The organism is Streptomyces sp. NPDC043685 (assembly GCF_056436585.1).
Map to the genome: position 1 here is coordinate 329547 of NZ_JBWKCH010000001.1, position 16403 is coordinate 345949.

The following is a 16403-nucleotide window of genomic DNA, read 5'->3' on the forward strand; positions in this document are numbered from 1 at the left end:
GCGCGGCCTCAGGCCGGGGCCGGCGAGCGGGGGCACCTGGATGCCCCCGCGCGAGCCGCACCCACGTGGACCGGAGCCGGTGGCCGATGACGGCGCCGCCGCCCCTGCGCACCCATCCGGGCGAGGTCGAGAGCCCCGGACGGCGCGGGCGAGGGCCCACGTCCCCGGGACGATCCGAACGGCAGGCCCCAGCGGTCGTGGTGAGGCACGGAACGCCAGGTGGGCGCGGGTGGACCGGGGGTCCGCCGAAGGCCCGCTGCTCGTTTCGCCGCGGATGCCGCATCCTTGGGGGTGTGGAGTTCCTCGGGGACGAGTCGGTCGAGCGGAAGGGGAGGGCGCAGGGGATGAGTGCCGGCGCACCTGCTCATAACGCTTCGGTGCACAACAACGGGCGCGGTGCCGCGGACCCGGTGGCCGCAAGGCACCATGGACCGATGCGCGACGACGAGGCGGCCCCTGCCCAGGGCGCGATCGGTGCGCTCGTCCACCGCGCCGTCGACGGGGACGAGCAGGCCACGCACGACCTGCTCGCCCATGTCCACCCGCTGGCCCTGCGCTACTGCCGCACCCGTCTGTCCCGTCTCCCGGGCGACGCCCGGCACTTCGTGGAGGACCTCGCCCAGGAGGTCTGCGTGGCGGTGCTCCTCGCACTGCCCCGCTACCGGGACACCGGGCGCCCCTTCGAGGCGTTCGTCTTCGCCATCGCCGCCCACAAGGTCGCCGACCTCCAGCGTGCGGCGATGCGGCACCCCGGTTCGACGGCCGTCCCCTCCGACGAGATGCCCGAGCGGCCGGACGACTCCCTCGGTCCGGAGGAGCGCGCCCTGCTCAGCAGTGACGCGGAATGGGCCAAGAAACTGCTGGCCAACCTGCCCGAGAACCAGCGGGAGCTGCTGCTGCTGCGGATCGCGGTGGGGCTGACGGCCGAGGAGACCGGCCAGATGTTGGGAATGTCACCCGGTGCGGTCCGGGTGGCCCAGCACCGGGCGCTGAGCCGGCTGAGGGCCCTGGCCGAGCAGTAGCGCCAGGCGAACTGCCCCTCCGTTGAACAGGCGGTGTGCCGCTTCCGTACGAACATACGAAGCCCGGAGCCGGGTGGAACCGTGGAATGAGACAGCCCCGCTGCCCGTTAGCATGGACATCCGCACCGATCAAGGCCATTTGGGGAAGGTGTCATGACTGCCAACGTCGACGGAGTGCCCGGTAAATTCGCGACACTCGGGCTGACCTACGACGACGTGCTGCTGCTGCCGGGTGCATCCGAGGTGCTCCCCAACGCGGTCGACACCTCGTCCCGCATCTCCCGCAACGTCCGGGTCAACATCCCGCTGCTGTCCGCGGCGATGGACAAGGTGACCGAGTCCCGCATGGCGATCGCGATGGCCCGCCAGGGCGGCGTCGGCGTCCTGCACCGCAACCTGTCCATCGAGGACCAGGTCAACCAGGTCGACCTGGTCAAGCGCTCCGAGTCCGGCATGGTCACCGACCCGATCACGGTGCACCCGGACGCGACGCTGGCCGAGGCCGACGCCCTGTGCGCCAAGTTCCGCATCAGCGGCGTCCCGGTCACCGACGGCAACAAGAAGCTGCTCGGCATCGTCACCAACCGCGACATGGCCTTCGAGACCGACCGCACCCGTCAGGTGCGCGAGGTCATGACGCCGATGCCGCTGGTCACGGGCAAGGTCGGCATCTCCGGTGCCGACGCCATGGAGCTGCTGCGCCGCCACAAGATCGAGAAGCTTCCGCTGGTCGACGACGCGGGTGTCCTCAAGGGCCTCATCACGGTCAAGGACTTCGTCAAGGCCGAGCAGTACCCGCACGCGGCGAAGGACGCCGAGGGCCGGCTGCTCGTCGGCGCGGCCGTGGGTGCCAGCCCCGAGGCCCTGGAGCGGGCCCAGGCGCTGGCCGGTGCCGGTGTGGACTTCCTGGTCGTCGACACCTCGCACGGCCACAACAGCAACGCCCTCAGCTGGATGTCGAAGATCAAGTCGAGCGTGAACGTCGACGTGATCGGCGGCAACGTCGCCACGCGTGACGGGGCCCAGGCGCTGATCGACGCCGGTGTCGACGGCATCAAGGTGGGCGTGGGCCCCGGTTCGATCTGCACCACCCGCGTGGTCGCCGGCATCGGCGTCCCGCAGGTCACGGCCATCTACGAGGCCTCCCTCGCGGCCCGTCCGGCGGGCATCCCGCTGATCGGCGACGGCGGTCTGCAGTACTCCGGCGACATCGGCAAGGCCCTGGCCGCCGGCGCCGACACCGTGATGCTGGGCAGCCTCCTCGCCGGTTGTGAGGAGTCCCCGGGCGAGCTGCAGTTCATCAACGGCAAGCAGTTCAAGTCGTACCGCGGCATGGGCTCGCTCGGCGCGATGCAGTCCCGCGGCCAGGCCAGGTCGTACTCCAAGGACCGCTACTTCCAGGCCGAGGTCGGCTCCGACGACAAGCTCGTGCCCGAGGGCATCGAGGGCCAGGTGCCCTACCGGGGCCCGCTGGCCAACGTGCTGCACCAGCTCGTCGGCGGTCTGCGCCAGACCATGGGCTACGTGGGCGCGGCCACCATCGAGGAGATGGAGTCCAAGGGCCGCTTCGTCCGGATCACCTCGGCGGGCCTCAAGGAGAGCCACCCGCACGACATCCAGATGACGGTCGAGGCGCCGAACTACAGCCGTAAGTAGCGGCCAGGCCTTCCGAGGGCGGCCCCGGGGCATCCGGGGCCGCCCTCGGCGTGCCCGTCGGCGATACTGGAAGACGCTGAAACGCATCAGGGAAAGGCCACCAACGTGACTGAGATCGAGATCGGGCGCGGCAAGCGCGGCCGCCGGGCGTACGCCTTCGACGACATCGCCGTCGTCCCCAGCCGCCGTACGCGGGACCCGAAGGAGGTCTCGATCGCCTGGCAGATCGACGCCTACCGCTTCGAGCTGCCCTTCCTGGCCGCCCCCATGGACTCGGTCGTGTCCCCGGCCACCGCCATCCGCATCGGCGAGCTCGGCGGCCTCGGCGTGCTGAACCTCGAAGGCCTGTGGACGCGCTACGAGGACCCGCAGCCGCTGCTCGACGAGATCGCCGAGCTGGACTCGGAGACCGCGACCCGCCGTCTGCAGGAGATCTACGCCGCTCCCATCAAGGAGGAGCTGATCGGGCAGCGCCTCAAGGAGGTGCGCGACTCCGGCGTCGTCACCGCCGCCGCGCTCTCCCCGCAGCGCACCGCCCAGTTCTCCAAGGCCGTCGTGGACGCGGGCGTGGACATCTTCGTCATCCGCGGTACGACGGTCTCCGCCGAGCACGTCTCCGGCGCGCACGAGCCGCTGAACCTGAAGCAGTTCATCTACGAGCTGGACGTCCCGGTGATCGTCGGCGGCTGCGCCACGTACACGGCGGCCCTGCACCTGATGCGCACCGGCGCGGCCGGTGTGCTGGTCGGCTTCGGCGGCGGCGCCGCGCACACCACGCGCAACGTGCTCGGCATCCAGGTCCCCATGGCGACGGCGGTGGCCGACGTGGCCGCCGCACGCCGTGACTACATGGACGAGTCGGGCGGCCGGTACGTGCACGTGATCGCGGACGGCGGTGTCGGCTGGTCCGGCGACCTGCCCAAGGCGATCGCCTGCGGCGCCGACGCGGTCATGATGGGCTCCCCGCTGGCCCGTGCCACCGACGGGCCCGGCCGTGGCCACCACTGGGGCATGGAGGCCGTGAACGAGGAACTGCCGCGGGGCAAGAAGGTCGCCCTCGGCACGGTCGGCACCCTGGAGGAGATCCTCACGGGCCCGTCCCACACCCCCGACGGCTCGATGAACCTCTTCGGCGCCCTGCGCCGGGCCATGTCCACGACCGGCTACAGCGAGCTGAAGGAGTTCCAGCGCGTCGAGGTGACGGTGGCGGACTCGCAGCACCGGCGGTAGGCCGCCCGAAAAGCGCGGAAGGGCCGGTCACCCCGGGTGGGGCGACCGGCCCTTCTCCTGTGTCACAACCGGTGCGCCGCCCCCGTGGGCGCCGCCCCGCGCGTGTCCAGCAGGAGCTGGGCCTTCACCGACAGGCCCTGGAGGTCGTACGTGCGGTGCTGCTGGAGCAGGATGGTCAGGTCCGCGTCGGCCGCCGCCTCGTAGAGGGAGTCCGCGCGCGGCACGGGGTGGTCGAGGACGCTCCAGGCCGGGACGTACGGGTCGTGGTAGCTGACCGCCGCGCCCAGTTCCCGCAGGCGCAGGGCGATCTCGCGGGCCGGGGTGCCCTGGAGGTCGGCGAGGTCGGGTTTGTAGGTGACGCCGAGGAGGAGCACCCGGGCGCCCCGGGCCGACTTGCCGTGTTCGTTGAGGAGCGTGGCGGCCCGCTGGACGACGTAGCCCGGCATGCGGCTGTTGACCTGCTGGGCCAGTTCCACCATGCGCAGGCCCCGGCCGCCCCCGGCGGTCATGTCCTGGGGGACCGAGTGGCCGCCGACGCCGGGGCCCGGGCGGAAGGCCTGGAAGCCGAACGGCTTGGTCTCCGCGCAGCGGACGACGTCCCAGAGGTCGACGCCCAGGTCGTTGCAGAGGACGGCCATCTCGTTGACGAGCGCGATGTTCACATGGCGGTAGTTGGTCTCCAGCAGCTGCACGGTCTCCGCCTCGCGCAGGCCACGCGCGCGTACCACCTTGTCGGTCAGCCGTCCGTAGAACGCGGCGGCCGACTCGGTGCAGGCCGGGGTGAGGCCGCCGATGACCTTGGGGGTGGTGGCGGGCGTGACGTCGCGGTTGCCCGGGTCGACGCGGCTGGGGGAGTACGCGAGGTGGAAGTCGCGGCCCGCGCGCAGGCCGGAGCCCTCCTCGAGGAGCGGACGCAGGACCTCCTGGGTCGCCCCCGGGTACACCGGGGACTCCAGGATCACCGTGGTGTGCGGGCGCAGACGGGCGGCCAGGGTGCGGGCGGCCGCCTCCAGCTGGGTCAGGTCGAGTCCGCCGTCCGCTCCGCGCGGGGTCGGCGCGCAGATGACCGCCGTGCGCACCCGGCCGAGCTCGGCCGGGTCGGTGATCGGCCGGAAGCCCCCCGAGAGCATCCGGCGCAGTTCGGCGGGGCTGAGCGAGCCCGCCTCGGGGCCGGTCCGGTAGCCGATGGTGGGGATGCCGGCGGCGACGGCGGCCTGGGCCAGGGGCAGGCCGTATGCGCCGAGTCCGATGACGGCGAGATCTGCGGGCATGGCGTGGCCGTCCTTCCCGATAGCCGAAGTGGGACAGGTGCGCAAGCCCTGTGGACAGGACGGGCGAGCGCAATGTCAGACTAGGAGTAAATATGACCGATATGCGGGATTGTCCGGCCGAGTTTCGGGTGAGTGTTCCGTGAGCGTTGTCCACAGGCTGCGGGCCCGTGGTGGCTGAAGTGGGGCAACGCGGTCAGAATTTGGGCAGGGGGTACGGACGGGGTCTCACCCGACGGGTGGGGCCGGTGCGACCGATCAGCGGGAGGCAGCGGTGAGGACAGCGACACTCGGACCGGCGCAGCGCGTCGAGTCACTCGCATCGATGGCCGAGCGCGAGCTGGACGTGCTGGTCGTGGGCGCAGGCGTGGTCGGTGCGGGCACCGCGCTCGACGCCGTGACCCGGGGCTTGTCCACCGGTCTGGTCGAGGCGCGCGACTGGGCGTCCGGCACCTCCAGCCGGTCCAGCAAGCTCATCCACGGCGGGCTGCGCTATCTGGAGATGCTCGACTTCGCGCTCGTCCGCGAGGCCCTGAAGGAGCGCGGCCTGCTGCTGGAGCGGCTCGCCCCGCATCTGGTGAAGCCGGTGCCGTTCCTGTATCCGTTGCAGCACAAGGGCTGGGAGCGGCTGTACGCGGGATCGGGCGTCGCCATGTACGACGCCATGTCCATGGCCCGCGGGCACGGCCGGGGCCTGCCGATGCACCGCCATCTGACCCGCTCTCACGCCCTGCGCGTGGCGCCCTGCCTGAAGAAGAACGCGCTGGTCGGCGCGTTGCAGTACTACGACGCCCAGATGGACGACGCCCGCTACGTGGCGACCCTGGTGCGCACGGCGGTGTCGTACGGCGCGAAGGCCGCCAACCGCGCGCGGGTGACGGGCTTCCTGCGTGAGGGCGAGAGGGTCGTCGGCGCGAAGGTGCAGGACGTCGAAGGCGGCGGCGAGTACGAGATCCGCGCCAAGCAGGTCGTCAACGCCACCGGCGTGTGGACGGACGACACCCAGGCGATGGTCGGGGAGCGCGGGCAGTTCCACGTGCGGGCGTCCAAGGGCATCCACCTGGTCGTGCCGCGCGACCGGATCCACTCCACGACCGGCCTGATCCTGCGCACGGAGAAGTCCGTGCTGTTCGTCATCCCCTGGGGCCGGCACTGGATCGTCGGCACCACGGACACCGACTGGGACCTCGACAAGGCCCACCCGGCCGCCTCCAGCGCGGACATCGACTACCTGCTGGAGCATGTGAACTCGGTCCTCGCGGTGCCGCTCACCAGGGACGACGTCGAGGGCGTGTACGCGGGTCTGCGCCCCCTGCTCGCCGGTGAGTCCGACGCCACCAGCAAGCTGTCCCGCGAGCACACCGTGGCACACCCGGTGCCCGGGCTGGTCGTCGTGGCGGGCGGCAAGTACACGACGTACCGGGTCATGGCCAAGGACGCGGTGGACGCGGCGGTGCACGGACTCGACATGCGGGTCGCCGAGTGCGTCACGGAGGACGTGCCGCTGCTGGGCGCCGAGGGCTACCGGGCGCTGTGGAACGCCCGGGCGCGGATCGCCGCCCGCACCGGGCTCCACGTGGTGCGGGTCGAGCACCTGCTCAACCGCTACGGGGCGATGACCGAGGAGCTGCTCGAGCTCATCGCCGAGGACCCCTCGCTGGGCGAGCCCCTGGTCGCGGCCGACGACTACCTGCGGGCCGAGATCGTGTACGCCGCCTCCCACGAGGGGGCGCGGCATCTGGACGACGTGCTGACCCGGCGGACGCGCATCTCCATAGAGACCTTCGACCGGGGCACGCGCAGCGCGCGGGACGCCGCCGAGCTGATGGCGCCGGTCCTCGGCTGGGACAAGGACCAGATCGAACGCGAGGTGCAGCACTACGAGAAGCGGGTGGAGGCCGAGCGGGAGTCGCAGCGTCAGCCGGACGACCTGACGGCGGACGCGGCGCGGCTGGGGGCGCCGGACATCGTGCCGTTGTGATCAGGCGCCTAGGAGGTGCGCTAGGAGGTGCGGGGGCAGAACTCTGCGGCGAGCAGCGCGGGTTCGAGGCCGGGGTCCGCGATCGCGTCCGTGTTCACGCGGAAGGTGAGGACACGCCGGCCGTCGACGGTGGCGGCGGTGCGCACATAGCTGCCGGATATGTGCCCGTTGTGCCCCCACACGGTGGTGCCGCAGGGAAGCTTCTCGGGAAACAGGCCCATGCCGTACGCGCCGTGCGCGGTGCGGGTGTCGAGCATCTCGCGCAGCCGGCGCGGGGGCAGCAGCCGGCCGCCGAGCAGAGCCGTGTAGAAGCGGTCCAGATCGGCGAGCGTGGTCACCAACTCGCCCGCGGCGCCCGCCACCCGCGGGTCGAGGGCGGTGACGTCGGTCCCGTCGGCGGCGTAGGCGCGGCCGTGCGGAGCGGGCAGTGAGGAACGGGAGCCGGGAAAGGAGGTGCCCGTCAGGCGCAGTGGGGTGATGATGCGGCGCTCGGCCTCCGTGGCGTACGTGTGTCCGGTGACCTGCCGGACGACCAGGCCGAGCAGCACGTAGTTGGTGTTCGAGTAGGAGAAGCGGCCGCGTTCGGCCGGAGGGTGGGCGAGAGCCAGACTCAGGGCCTGACGGGGTGTGACGGGTATGGTCCCGGCGGTGTCCGTGGTGTAGTCGTACAGGCCGCTGGTGTGGGTCAGCAGGGAACGCAGGGTGAGCGCGCGGCCGTCGTTGCCCGCTCCCCGCACCAGGCCGGGCAGGTGCTGCTCCACCGTGTCGGACAGCGAAAGGCGGTGCTCGGCGGCCAGTTGCAGCACCACCGTCGCGAGGAACGTCTTGGTGATGCTGCCGGCGCGGAAATGGTCCGACCGGGCGATTCCCGAACCGGCTGCGGCGTAACGGGTGGTGGTCCCCTCGCGGGCCAGCAGGGCTGCGGCCGGGGCCTCGCCCCGCGTCACCAGCAGCGGCAGCACCGCGTCGGTCGGCGGCATCGACAGGGCCGAGGAGTCGGCCGGGGGAAGCCCGAACAGGGCGGCGGCCACCGGCAGAGCCAGCAATGTCCGAATCTGTGGCATGCGGGCTCCTCCCTGGTCGGCGCCCATCATGCAAGGCGGCGTGGGGCGCGCCGCACCCGGGTAGCCGCGGGGTAGGGCCGCGGGTGTCCGCCAGGGGGCCCCTGGGCGCCGGGCACTTGTCGGGTGAGAGACAATGGAGCCTCTGTCAGGGCGGGTTGTATGAGGGGACGCATGTCGGAGGCGGAGCGGGCGGGCACATCTCGTCAGGACACTCGTCAGGACAACAGGGAGCGTCTCCTCGCGGGGCGTTACCGGCTGGGCAAGGTGCTGGGCCGCGGAGGCATGGGCACGGTGTGGCGGGCCCAGGACGAGACCCTCGGGCGGACGGTCGCCGTCAAGGAGCTGCGGTTCCCGACGAACATCGACGAGGAGGAGAAGCGGCGGCTGATCACGCGGACGCTGCGCGAGGCCAAGGCCATCGCGCGGATCCGCAACAACAGCGCCGTGACGGTCTTCGACGTCGTCCAGGAGGACGACCGGCCCTGGATCGTGATGGAGCTCGTCGAGGGCAAGTCGCTCGCCGAAGTCATCCGCGAGGACGGCCTCCTGGAGCCGAAGCGCGCCGCCGAGGTCGGGCTCGCCGTCCTCGACGTGCTGCGGTCCGCCCACCGCGAGGGCATCCTGCACCGTGACGTGAAGCCGTCCAACGTGCTGATCGCCGAGGACGGCCGGGTCGTGCTCACCGACTTCGGCATCGCCCAGGTCGAGGGCGACCCGTCCATCACCTCGACCGGCATGCTCGTCGGCGCGCCCTCCTACATCTCCCCGGAGCGGGCGCGCGGGCACAAGCCCGGCCCGGCGGCCGACCTGTGGTCGCTCGGCGGGCTGCTGTACGCGGCGGTGGAAGGCGCTCCGCCGTACGACAAGGGGTCGGCCATAGCGACCCTCACGGCCGTGATGACCGAGCCGCTGGAGGAGCCGAAGAACGCGGGCCCGCTGAAGGACGTCATCCACGGACTGCTCACCAAGGACCCCGCGCAGCGGCTCGACGACGCGGGTGCCCGGGCCATGCTCAACTCGGTCCTGCGCGCGCCGGACAAGGCCGAGCCGGAGGCGATGGACGCGACGAAGGTCGTGCCGCTGCCGACGCAGCCGGACAGGTCCTCGGGCAAGGGAAGCGCGCCGGGCGCCGGGGGCAAGCGGGGCGAGGAGCCCGGGGAGCGGCTGCGCGGGGCGCTGCGTTCCGTGCGCAAGGCCGCTGCGGGACCGGCCGCCCTCTCGGCCAAGTCCGGTGGCTCCGGAGCCTCTTCGGGGACGGGCGACCGGACGTCCTCCGCGTCGGACGGCGGTACGGGCGGGGTCGGGGCCGCGGGTGCGTCCGGGACACGGCCGGGCGCAGGGGCCGGGGAGCGGGGCGCGCCGGAGTCGAAGACGGCTTCCGGGGGCCGCAGTTCGGGCTGGCCCGTCATGCCGCCGCCGGACCTGCCGCCCAGGCCCGTGCCCCGGGCGCCGCTCACCGACGTGGTGCCGCGGCGGACCCTGATGATCATCGCGGCGGTCCTGGTGCTCGCCGTGATCGGCGTCGTGCTCGCCCTCGCGCTCGGCGGGGACGACGAGGGGTCCAAGGGCGCCTCCGGCAAGGGCGCGGGGAAGACCGCCGCCACCGCGTCGGACGGTTCCGACACCAAGGGCGACAAGAGTGACGGCACGCGCACGGACGGGGCGCAGACCCAGCCCGCGCCGTCCGGCTCCGCCTCGGGCACGCCGAGCGGCCAGGCGAGCGGCAGTGCGAGCGGCTCTTCGGACGACAGCGGCTCGGGCGCGGGGAAGGGCACCGCGGCGGAGTCGACTCACCAGGGCTCCCAGGGGTACTCGATCGGCCTGCCGAAGGGCTGGAAGTACCGGTCCACCGGTGCGGCGGGCGACCGCTTCACCGGGCCCGACGGGCAGAAGCTGCTCATCGCCTGGACGTCCACGCCCAAGGGCGACCCGGTGGCGGACTGGAAGAACCAGGAGCGCTACATGGTGCGCGCGCAGTACAAGAGGATCCGCATAGACAAGGTGGACTACCGGGACTGGAACACGGCCGACTGGGAGTTCACCTACACCGAGGACGGCACAAGGTACCGGACCATCGACCGGGGTTTCGTGGTCGACGACCGGCAGGGGTACGCGCTGATGTACACGGCCAAGGCGGCGGGCTGGGACGGCCAGTTGCGCAAGGAGACGTGGCGGACGCTGACGAAGACCTTCGAACCCAAGTCCTGAGCATGAGGCGCCCCGGGTTTGGGGAGTGAGATCTGGCATCCCCGCATTGCGGGTTGCCCGCGGCACGTATCGTGAATGTGTGCGGACCGTGTGCAGCCGGAACGGACCGTGGGGCGACTGGATGTGACCGAACGGGCTGCCGGGGGAGGCAACGTGGACGACTATGCGGGCCGGGTGCTCGCCGACCGCTACCGCCTGCCGCTGCCGCCCTCCGACGAGTACGAACTCACCGAGACCCGGGCCTTCGACACCTACAGCGGACAGGAAGTCCTGGTCCGGCAGGTGCCGTTGCCTGAGGTGGTCGAGGCCGAGGTCCTCGACGCGGAGGGGCTGCCCGACGGGTTCACGGCCCGTGACGGTGGTGCGCGGCGGCCCGGAGGGCGCGCGGGTGCGCGTCCGGGCGTGCGGCGGCCCACGGATCCGGTGGTGCGGCGCGCGGTCGAGGCGGCGCAGTCCGCGGCGGCCATCCCCGACCACCCGCGACTCGACCAGGTCTTCGACGTGTTCGCCGAGGGCGGCTCGCTCTGGATCGTCAGTGAGCTGGTGGCCGCCCGTCCGCTGGCGGCGCTGCTCGCCGAGAAGCCGCTGACGCCGTACCGGGCGGCCGAGGTCGCCTCCGACGTGCTGATGGCGCTGCGGGTGCTGCACGCGCACGGCTGGGTGCACCGGAACATCACCGCGCGGACGGTGATGGTCTGCGACGACGGCCGGGTGATGCTCACCGGGCTGGCGGTGGGTGCCGCGGAGGAAGCGCTGTGCGGGTACGACCCGGTGCCGGAACCGCCCTTCGAGGAGGCCCCGGAGCCGGGGCGGGAAGACGGCACCGGGGGGACGGTCCAGGGCGTCGGCGGTTCCGGACGTCCGGGTCCGGCCGGTGGCGTGGCTGATCCCGAGGCCGCGCGGCGCGCCGCCATCGAGGCCAGGGAGTCCAGGGGACTGCCCTCGGCCGGGGGCCAGGGGCCCGGCGGTGGATCGGTGGTGCCGGTGCGCAGGCCGGTGGAGGACAGCGGGGACCCGAGGGCGGCGCGCGCCGGGGCGATCGCGGCCTACCGGGCCGGTGCCCGGGCGGCGGCCCGCGTGCAGGAGGCGCAGCAGGGCGAGCGGGCCGCCCTGCCCGGGGCCCGGCCCGCCCCGGACGGCGGGGCCGCGCCCCATGACAGAGGATCGGCGCAGTCGCCGTACATCCCCGGGCAGGGCACCGCGCCCGGCACCCAGCCGCCCGGGCGGATCGCCGACCCCTACGGCGTGGGCGGCGGCCCGCGGACGACCGGGTGGCACGGCGCGACGCCCCGGGGCACGACCGGCGACGGACCGGCCCCGCGGGACCGGGAGCGGGCGGCACTCCCGCCGGCTTCGGACGGCGCGCCCCACGGCGAGTCCACGCGGTGGGACGACCTGGTCGCCGGCACCACCGCCCCCCGGCGCGGCCCGGCGACCGCGCTGGCCGCCGAGCGGGCGCGGCAGGCGCGGATGGCCGTGGTCGGGCCCGTGACCGAGCGCTGGGCGCCGGAGCAGGCCGGACCGGTGCACGAGAACTGGCAGCTGGCCGCGCCGATCGGCCCCGCGACCGACCTGTGGGCGCTCGGCGCGCTGCTCTTCAGGGCCGTGCAGGGGCACGCGCCCTACCCGGAGGAGTCGACGGCCGAGCTGGTGCAGATGGTGTGCGCGGAGCCGCCCGCGTACGCCGAGGAGTGCGGGCCGCTGCGGCCGGTGGTGGAGTCGCTGCTGCGGCAGGACCCCACCGAGCGCCTCGACTTCGAGGAGGTGCGCGGCTGGCTGCGCTCCCTGGTGCGGTCGGCGCCCGAGCCGGAGGCCGGGATGCACGTCGTCCCGGTGCCGCCGGTGGACGCCGGCCGGCTGCCCGTCGTACGGCGCCGCGGCGAGCTCGTGCGCAGGCGCAAGGCCGGGCTGCCCGCCCACCACGGACGGCACAAGCGGGCGAAGAGGGAGTCCGGTTCGCCGCGCCGGCTCGGCCGCACCCTGCTCCTGCTGGTGCTGCTCGTGATGGCCGCGGCGATCGCCTACGCCATGCTCTTCATGCCCAAGTCGGGGACCGAGGGGGCGAACGGCGCGGACCGCACCGGTGCCGCGGGCGAGGTCAGCCGGCCGCCCGAGCCGGACGCCAGCAGCGAGCCCCGGCCCGAGCAGACCTCGCCCGAGCCGGACGGGAGCTCGTCGTCGTCGGCGGGCACCACCGAGACCCAGACCACCGGCCCGGGCGCCGCCGACGGCTTCACCCTGCGCAAGGACTCGGCGGGTTTCCAGGTCGCCGTCGCCAAGGGCTGGGACCGCGCCCCCCGCAACGGCAGTGGCCAGGTCGTCTACTCCAAGGGCGACTTCGAGCTGATCGTCGTGGCGGGCCGCGACAGCGCCTCGGAGTACGGCAGCGATCCGATGGCGTACCAGCGGGAGTCGGAGCGCGAGTTGCAGCCGTACCGCGACTCCAGCTGGGCCACCTCCACCGGGCTGAAGAGGATCGAGGTGGGCGGACGGACCATGGCCGAGGGACAGTTCACCTGGAGCGGCGACGGGGGCGACCTGTACGTCCGGAACCTCGCGATGCTGGTCGGCGGGCGCTACCACGTGGTCCAGGTGCGCGGCCCGGAGTCCGAGCGGGACGAGGTGACACGGCTGTACGAGCAGGCGGCGGCGACGTACAAGGTCACGGGCTGAGCTGCCGCCGCGCCGCTGGTACACCGCAGTTCGGCTTCCGGTCGCCTCCCCTCCCGGCAGGCACAACCGTCACAGTGCGGTCACCGTGGTACCCCGCTTGTTCCCCGGGTGAGGGCGGGTCCTTACGCTGACCCTGTCAAGACCATTGCGGGGCAACGTGAATCAGATGCAGGGCCTGCTCGTCGCGGGCCGCTACCGGCTGGCCGAATCCATCGGGAGTGGCGGCATGGGCCGGGTCTGGCGTGCGCATGATGAGGTGCTGCACCGGTCGGTCGCCATCAAGGAACTGACGGCCGCCCTCTACGTCTCCGAGAGCGAGCAGGCGATCCTGCTGGCGCGCACCCGGGCCGAGGCGCGGGCCGCGGCACGGATCAACCACTCCGCCGTCGTCACGGTGCACGACGTGCTGGAGCACGACGGCCGCCCCTGGATCGTGATGGAGCTGGTCGAGGGCCGCTCCCTGGCCGACGCGGTCAAGGAGGAGGGCCGCGTCGAGCCGCGCGAGGCGGCGCGCATCGGCCTCTGGGTGCTGCGGGCCCTGCGCGCCGCGCACACCGCCGGTGTCCTGCACCGCGACATCAAGCCGGGCAACGTCCTCCTCGCCCGCGACCGCCGGGTGCTGCTCACCGACTTCGGCATCGCCCAGATCGAGGGCGACACGACCATCACCCGGACCGGAGAGGTCGTCGGCTCGGTCGACTACCTGGCGCCCGAGCGCGTACGCGGCCACGACCCCGGCCCGTCCTCCGACCTGTGGGCGCTCGGCGCGACCCTCTACACGGCGGTGGAGGGCCGGTCGCCGTTCCGGCGCACGACACCGCTGACCACCATGCAGGCCGTCGTCGAGGAGGAGGCCGCCGAGCTCCGGCACGCCGGCCCGCTCGCCCCCGTCATCACCGCCCTGCTCCGCAAGGACCCGGGCGCCCGGCCCGACGTGTCCGAGGCCGAGCAGATGCTGGCCGAGGCGGCCGAGGGGCGGCGGCCGAACGGGGCACAGGCGTATGTGCCGACGCAGTTCGGCGGCACCACGCCGTACCGGGAGGCCGGCAGCGGTACGGGCACGGGCCGGGCCCCCGCGGGTACGTCCGGCAGCGGCTCGGTGGGGACGGGCCCGACGGGCAGCGGATCGCCGGGCACCGGCTCGGTCGGTGCGGGTGGGTTCGGCGCCGGTTCGGGGTCGCACACCGGGACGCCGCTCCCGCCGCTGGCCGGCACCGCGGCCACCGGCGCGTCGACGGCGGGCACCCCGCCCTACGGTCCCGCCACGGCCGGACCCATGACGGGCCCGCGACAGACCGGTTCCGGAAAGCGCCGCAGGCTGCGCACCCTCGCCCTCGTCGTGGCGCTCGCCGCCATCATCGGCGGGGGCACGGCCGTGGTGCTCCAGCAGTGGAACGAGGGCCGGTCGGCGCAGGACGGCGGGTCCGGCACCACGACGTCCACGGGCACGGAGGGGTCCGGGGGACCGGTTCCGGACAGCTGGGTCCGCTACGACGACCCCGCCGGATTCAGCCTCCACCTGCCCAAGGGATGGAAGCGCAAGCCCTTCGGCCCGCAGGACGAGATCAAGCAGATCGACTACACGCCCGACGGCGGCAAGCACTTCGTCCGCATCGCCATCGACGCGTCACCGGACTTCGCCGACGCCAAGTCCCACCAGGAGGATCTGGAACAGCAGCTTCAGGGGCTCGTCGACTACAAGCGGGTGGCCATGCGGGAGAACACCTACCGCGACCGCAGGGGCTCGCTGTGGGAGTACACCTGGACGGCACTCGCCAAGGATCCGCCCTACGTGGCCGGACCGCGCCACGCCATCGAGGAGACGTACTTCTCGCGCGACGGCGTCGAGTACGCGATCTACATGTCCTCACCGGAGCAGGACTGGGCGCAGGCGAGCCGCGAGTTCACCTGGGTCCTGCAGGGCTGGCAACAGCCGCGGTAGGAGCGTTACCGTCCGGAGCCGGACGGCGACCGGATTTGGTGGGCGCCGACGACGTCTGCGGCATGATGGGGCGCATGGGGACCGAGGGGGCCGACTTCCGTGTCATCGCGGGGCGTTACCGCCTGGAGGCGAAGCTCGGTCGCGGCGGCATGGGCGTGGTCTGGCGGGCGACCGACCAACTGCTCGGCCGGGGCGTGGCCGTCAAGGAACTCCCCTACGACGAGACGCTCTCCAGCGCGCAGGCACGCCGGCAGCGGGACCGTACGCTGCGCGAGGCCCGGGCCGTCGCCCAGCTGAGCCACCCGCACATCATCGTCGTCCACGATGTCGTCGAGGACGACGAACGCCCGTACATCGTCATGGAGTTGATCGAGGGCGGCTCGCTCGCCGACCGGCTCGCCCGGCACGGCCCGGTCGACGCCGCCGAGGCCGCCCGCATCGGTATCGCCCTGCTCGGCGCCCTGCGCGCCGCCCACGCGGCCGGGGTCCTGCACCGCGACCTCAAACCGGACAACGTCCTGCTGGAGACCGGCACCGACCGGGTCGTCCTCACCGACTTCGGCATCGCCCAGGTCGCGGGCACCCCCACGCTCACCGAGAACGGGGCCTTCGTCGGCTCACCCGAGTACACCGCGCCCGAGCGGATGTCCGGGGTCAGGACCGGGCCCGAGTCCGACTTGTGGTCGCTCGGCGCCCTGCTGTGCGCGGCCCTCAGCGGCGAGTCGCCGTTCCACCGCGACTCGCTCGGCGGCATCCTGCACGCGGTCGTCGTGGGCGACATCCAGCCGCCCCCGCAGGCGGGGCCGCTCCTGCCCGTCGTCCACGGCCTGCTGGAACGCGATCCGGACCGGCGACTGGACGCGGACCGGGCGGAGCGGATGCTGCGGGCCTTCCGCGACACGGGCCGCACGCCGGTGTCGCCGCCGCCCTTCGCGCCGACGGTGGGGGACGCGCCGCGCGGACGCCCACGGCCTCCCGAGCCGCTCCCGCCCCAGGCGGGCCCGGGCCGGCCGGACGAAGCGTTCCTCAGACAGCCCGCCCGGCGTGTGCTCATCGCCGCGCTGCTGGTCGCCGCGATGGCGGGGGCCGGGGTGTCGGCGGCGGCCCTGCTCAGGGCGGAGGGCGACGGGGACGGCGGTCCCGCGCCGACGAGTTCGGCGTCCACGCCGAGGACGGCGGCGCCTCGGACACCGGCGACCCCGCGGACACCGGCGGCGCCTCGGACACCGGCAGCGCCTCCGACATCGGTGGCGCCTCAGTCGCCGGACACACCGAAGGCGCCGGACACACCGAAGGCGCCGGCCTCCCGGACGGACCCGCCGAGCACCCCGTAGGAGGGAGGGGCCGTCTGCGACGTCA

10 protein-coding genes are annotated in these 16403 nt (G+C 73.2%); 8 read left to right on the forward strand and 2 right to left on the reverse strand.

The features are described from left to right. Positions 1-434: 434 nt before the first annotated feature. The 3 genes from AC0665_RS01700 to AC0665_RS01710 all read left to right on the forward strand — a co-directional run bounded on the left by AC0665_RS01700 (position 435) and on the right by AC0665_RS01710 (position 3908). Entirely contained in the window at positions 435-1022 is a 588-nt protein-coding gene (locus AC0665_RS01700; protein WP_030854669.1) for a sigma-70 family RNA polymerase sigma factor, read from the forward strand. A 153-nt stretch (positions 1023-1175) separates the two neighbouring features. Beyond that, positions 1176-2678 carry an IMP dehydrogenase gene (gene guaB / locus AC0665_RS01705; RefSeq protein WP_468406755.1) on the forward strand — a complete coding sequence of 501 codons (1503 nt, stop codon included), beginning with the start codon at positions 1176-1178 and terminating at the stop codon, positions 2676-2678. 105 nt (positions 2679-2783) lie between these two features. Further along, positions 2784-3908, forward strand: a complete 1125-nt coding sequence (locus AC0665_RS01710; RefSeq protein WP_468406757.1) for a GuaB3 family IMP dehydrogenase-related protein — start codon at positions 2784-2786, stop codon at positions 3906-3908. Between the two features lie 62 nt (positions 3909-3970). On the opposite strand, the gene AC0665_RS01715 is transcribed toward AC0665_RS01710, so the two are convergent. Beyond that, entirely contained in the window at positions 3971-5179 is a 1209-nt protein-coding gene (locus AC0665_RS01715; protein ID WP_468406759.1) for a nucleotide sugar dehydrogenase, read from the reverse strand. Positions 5180-5450: 271 nt separating this feature from the next. Between AC0665_RS01715 and AC0665_RS01720 the strand changes: the two genes are divergently transcribed. Beyond that, positions 5451-7157, forward strand: a complete 1707-nt coding sequence (locus AC0665_RS01720) for a glycerol-3-phosphate dehydrogenase/oxidase (protein ID WP_478605147.1) — start codon at positions 5451-5453, stop codon at positions 7155-7157. Positions 7158-7177: 20 nt separating this feature from the next. Here AC0665_RS01720 and AC0665_RS01725 read toward each other — a convergent pair whose 3' ends face one another. Continuing rightward, positions 7178-8221, reverse strand: a complete 1044-nt coding sequence (locus tag AC0665_RS01725) for a serine hydrolase domain-containing protein (RefSeq protein WP_478605144.1) — start codon at positions 8219-8221, stop codon at positions 7178-7180. A 171-nt stretch (positions 8222-8392) separates the two neighbouring features. Here AC0665_RS01725 and AC0665_RS01730 point away from each other — a divergent pair, with 171 nt between their 5' ends. The 4 genes from AC0665_RS01730 to AC0665_RS01745 all read left to right on the forward strand — a co-directional run bounded on the left by AC0665_RS01730 (position 8393) and on the right by AC0665_RS01745 (position 16378). Then, complete coding sequence (locus tag AC0665_RS01730) at positions 8393-10429, forward strand: serine/threonine-protein kinase (RefSeq protein ID WP_478704232.1); 2037 nt, start codon at positions 8393-8395, stop codon at positions 10427-10429. A gap of 153 nt (positions 10430-10582) precedes the next feature. Then, on the forward strand, positions 10583-13102 hold the full coding sequence (locus AC0665_RS01735) for a protein kinase (RefSeq protein WP_478704233.1): 2520 nt from the start codon (positions 10583-10585) through the stop codon (positions 13100-13102). Positions 13103-13268: 166 nt separating this feature from the next. Beyond that, a complete protein-coding gene (locus tag AC0665_RS01740) occupies positions 13269-15044 on the forward strand; it encodes a serine/threonine-protein kinase (protein ID WP_478704234.1) in 1776 nt (591 codons plus the stop codon). Positions 15045-15118: 74 nt separating this feature from the next. Further along, positions 15119-16378: a serine/threonine-protein kinase gene (locus tag AC0665_RS01745; RefSeq protein ID WP_478605135.1), complete on the forward strand. Its 1260-nt coding sequence runs from the start codon at positions 15119-15121 to the stop codon at positions 16376-16378. The last annotated feature ends 25 nt before the right edge of the window (positions 16379-16403 follow it).

What these genes read in the sequence shown, in the direction of transcription:
- AC0665_RS01700 (WP_030854669.1), top strand. Translation starts at nt 435, where the DNA reads ATGCGCGACGACGAGGCGGCCCCTGCCCAGGGCGCGATCGGTGCGCTC.
- guaB (WP_468406755.1), top strand. Translation starts at nt 1,176, where the DNA reads ATGACTGCCAACGTCGACGGAGTGCCCGGTAAATTCGCGACACTCGGG.
- AC0665_RS01715 (WP_468406759.1), bottom strand. Translation starts at nt 5,179, where the DNA reads ATGCCCGCAGATCTCGCCGTCATCGGACTCGGCGCATACGGCCTGCCC.
- AC0665_RS01725 (WP_478605144.1), bottom strand. Translation starts at nt 8,221, where the DNA reads ATGCCACAGATTCGGACATTGCTGGCTCTGCCGGTGGCCGCCGCCCTG.
- AC0665_RS01730 (WP_478704232.1), top strand. Translation starts at nt 8,393, where the DNA reads ATGTCGGAGGCGGAGCGGGCGGGCACATCTCGTCAGGACACTCGTCAG.
- AC0665_RS01740 (WP_478704234.1), top strand. Translation starts at nt 13,269, where the DNA reads ATGCAGGGCCTGCTCGTCGCGGGCCGCTACCGGCTGGCCGAATCCATC.
- AC0665_RS01745 (WP_478605135.1), top strand. Translation starts at nt 15,119, where the DNA reads ATGGGGACCGAGGGGGCCGACTTCCGTGTCATCGCGGGGCGTTACCGC.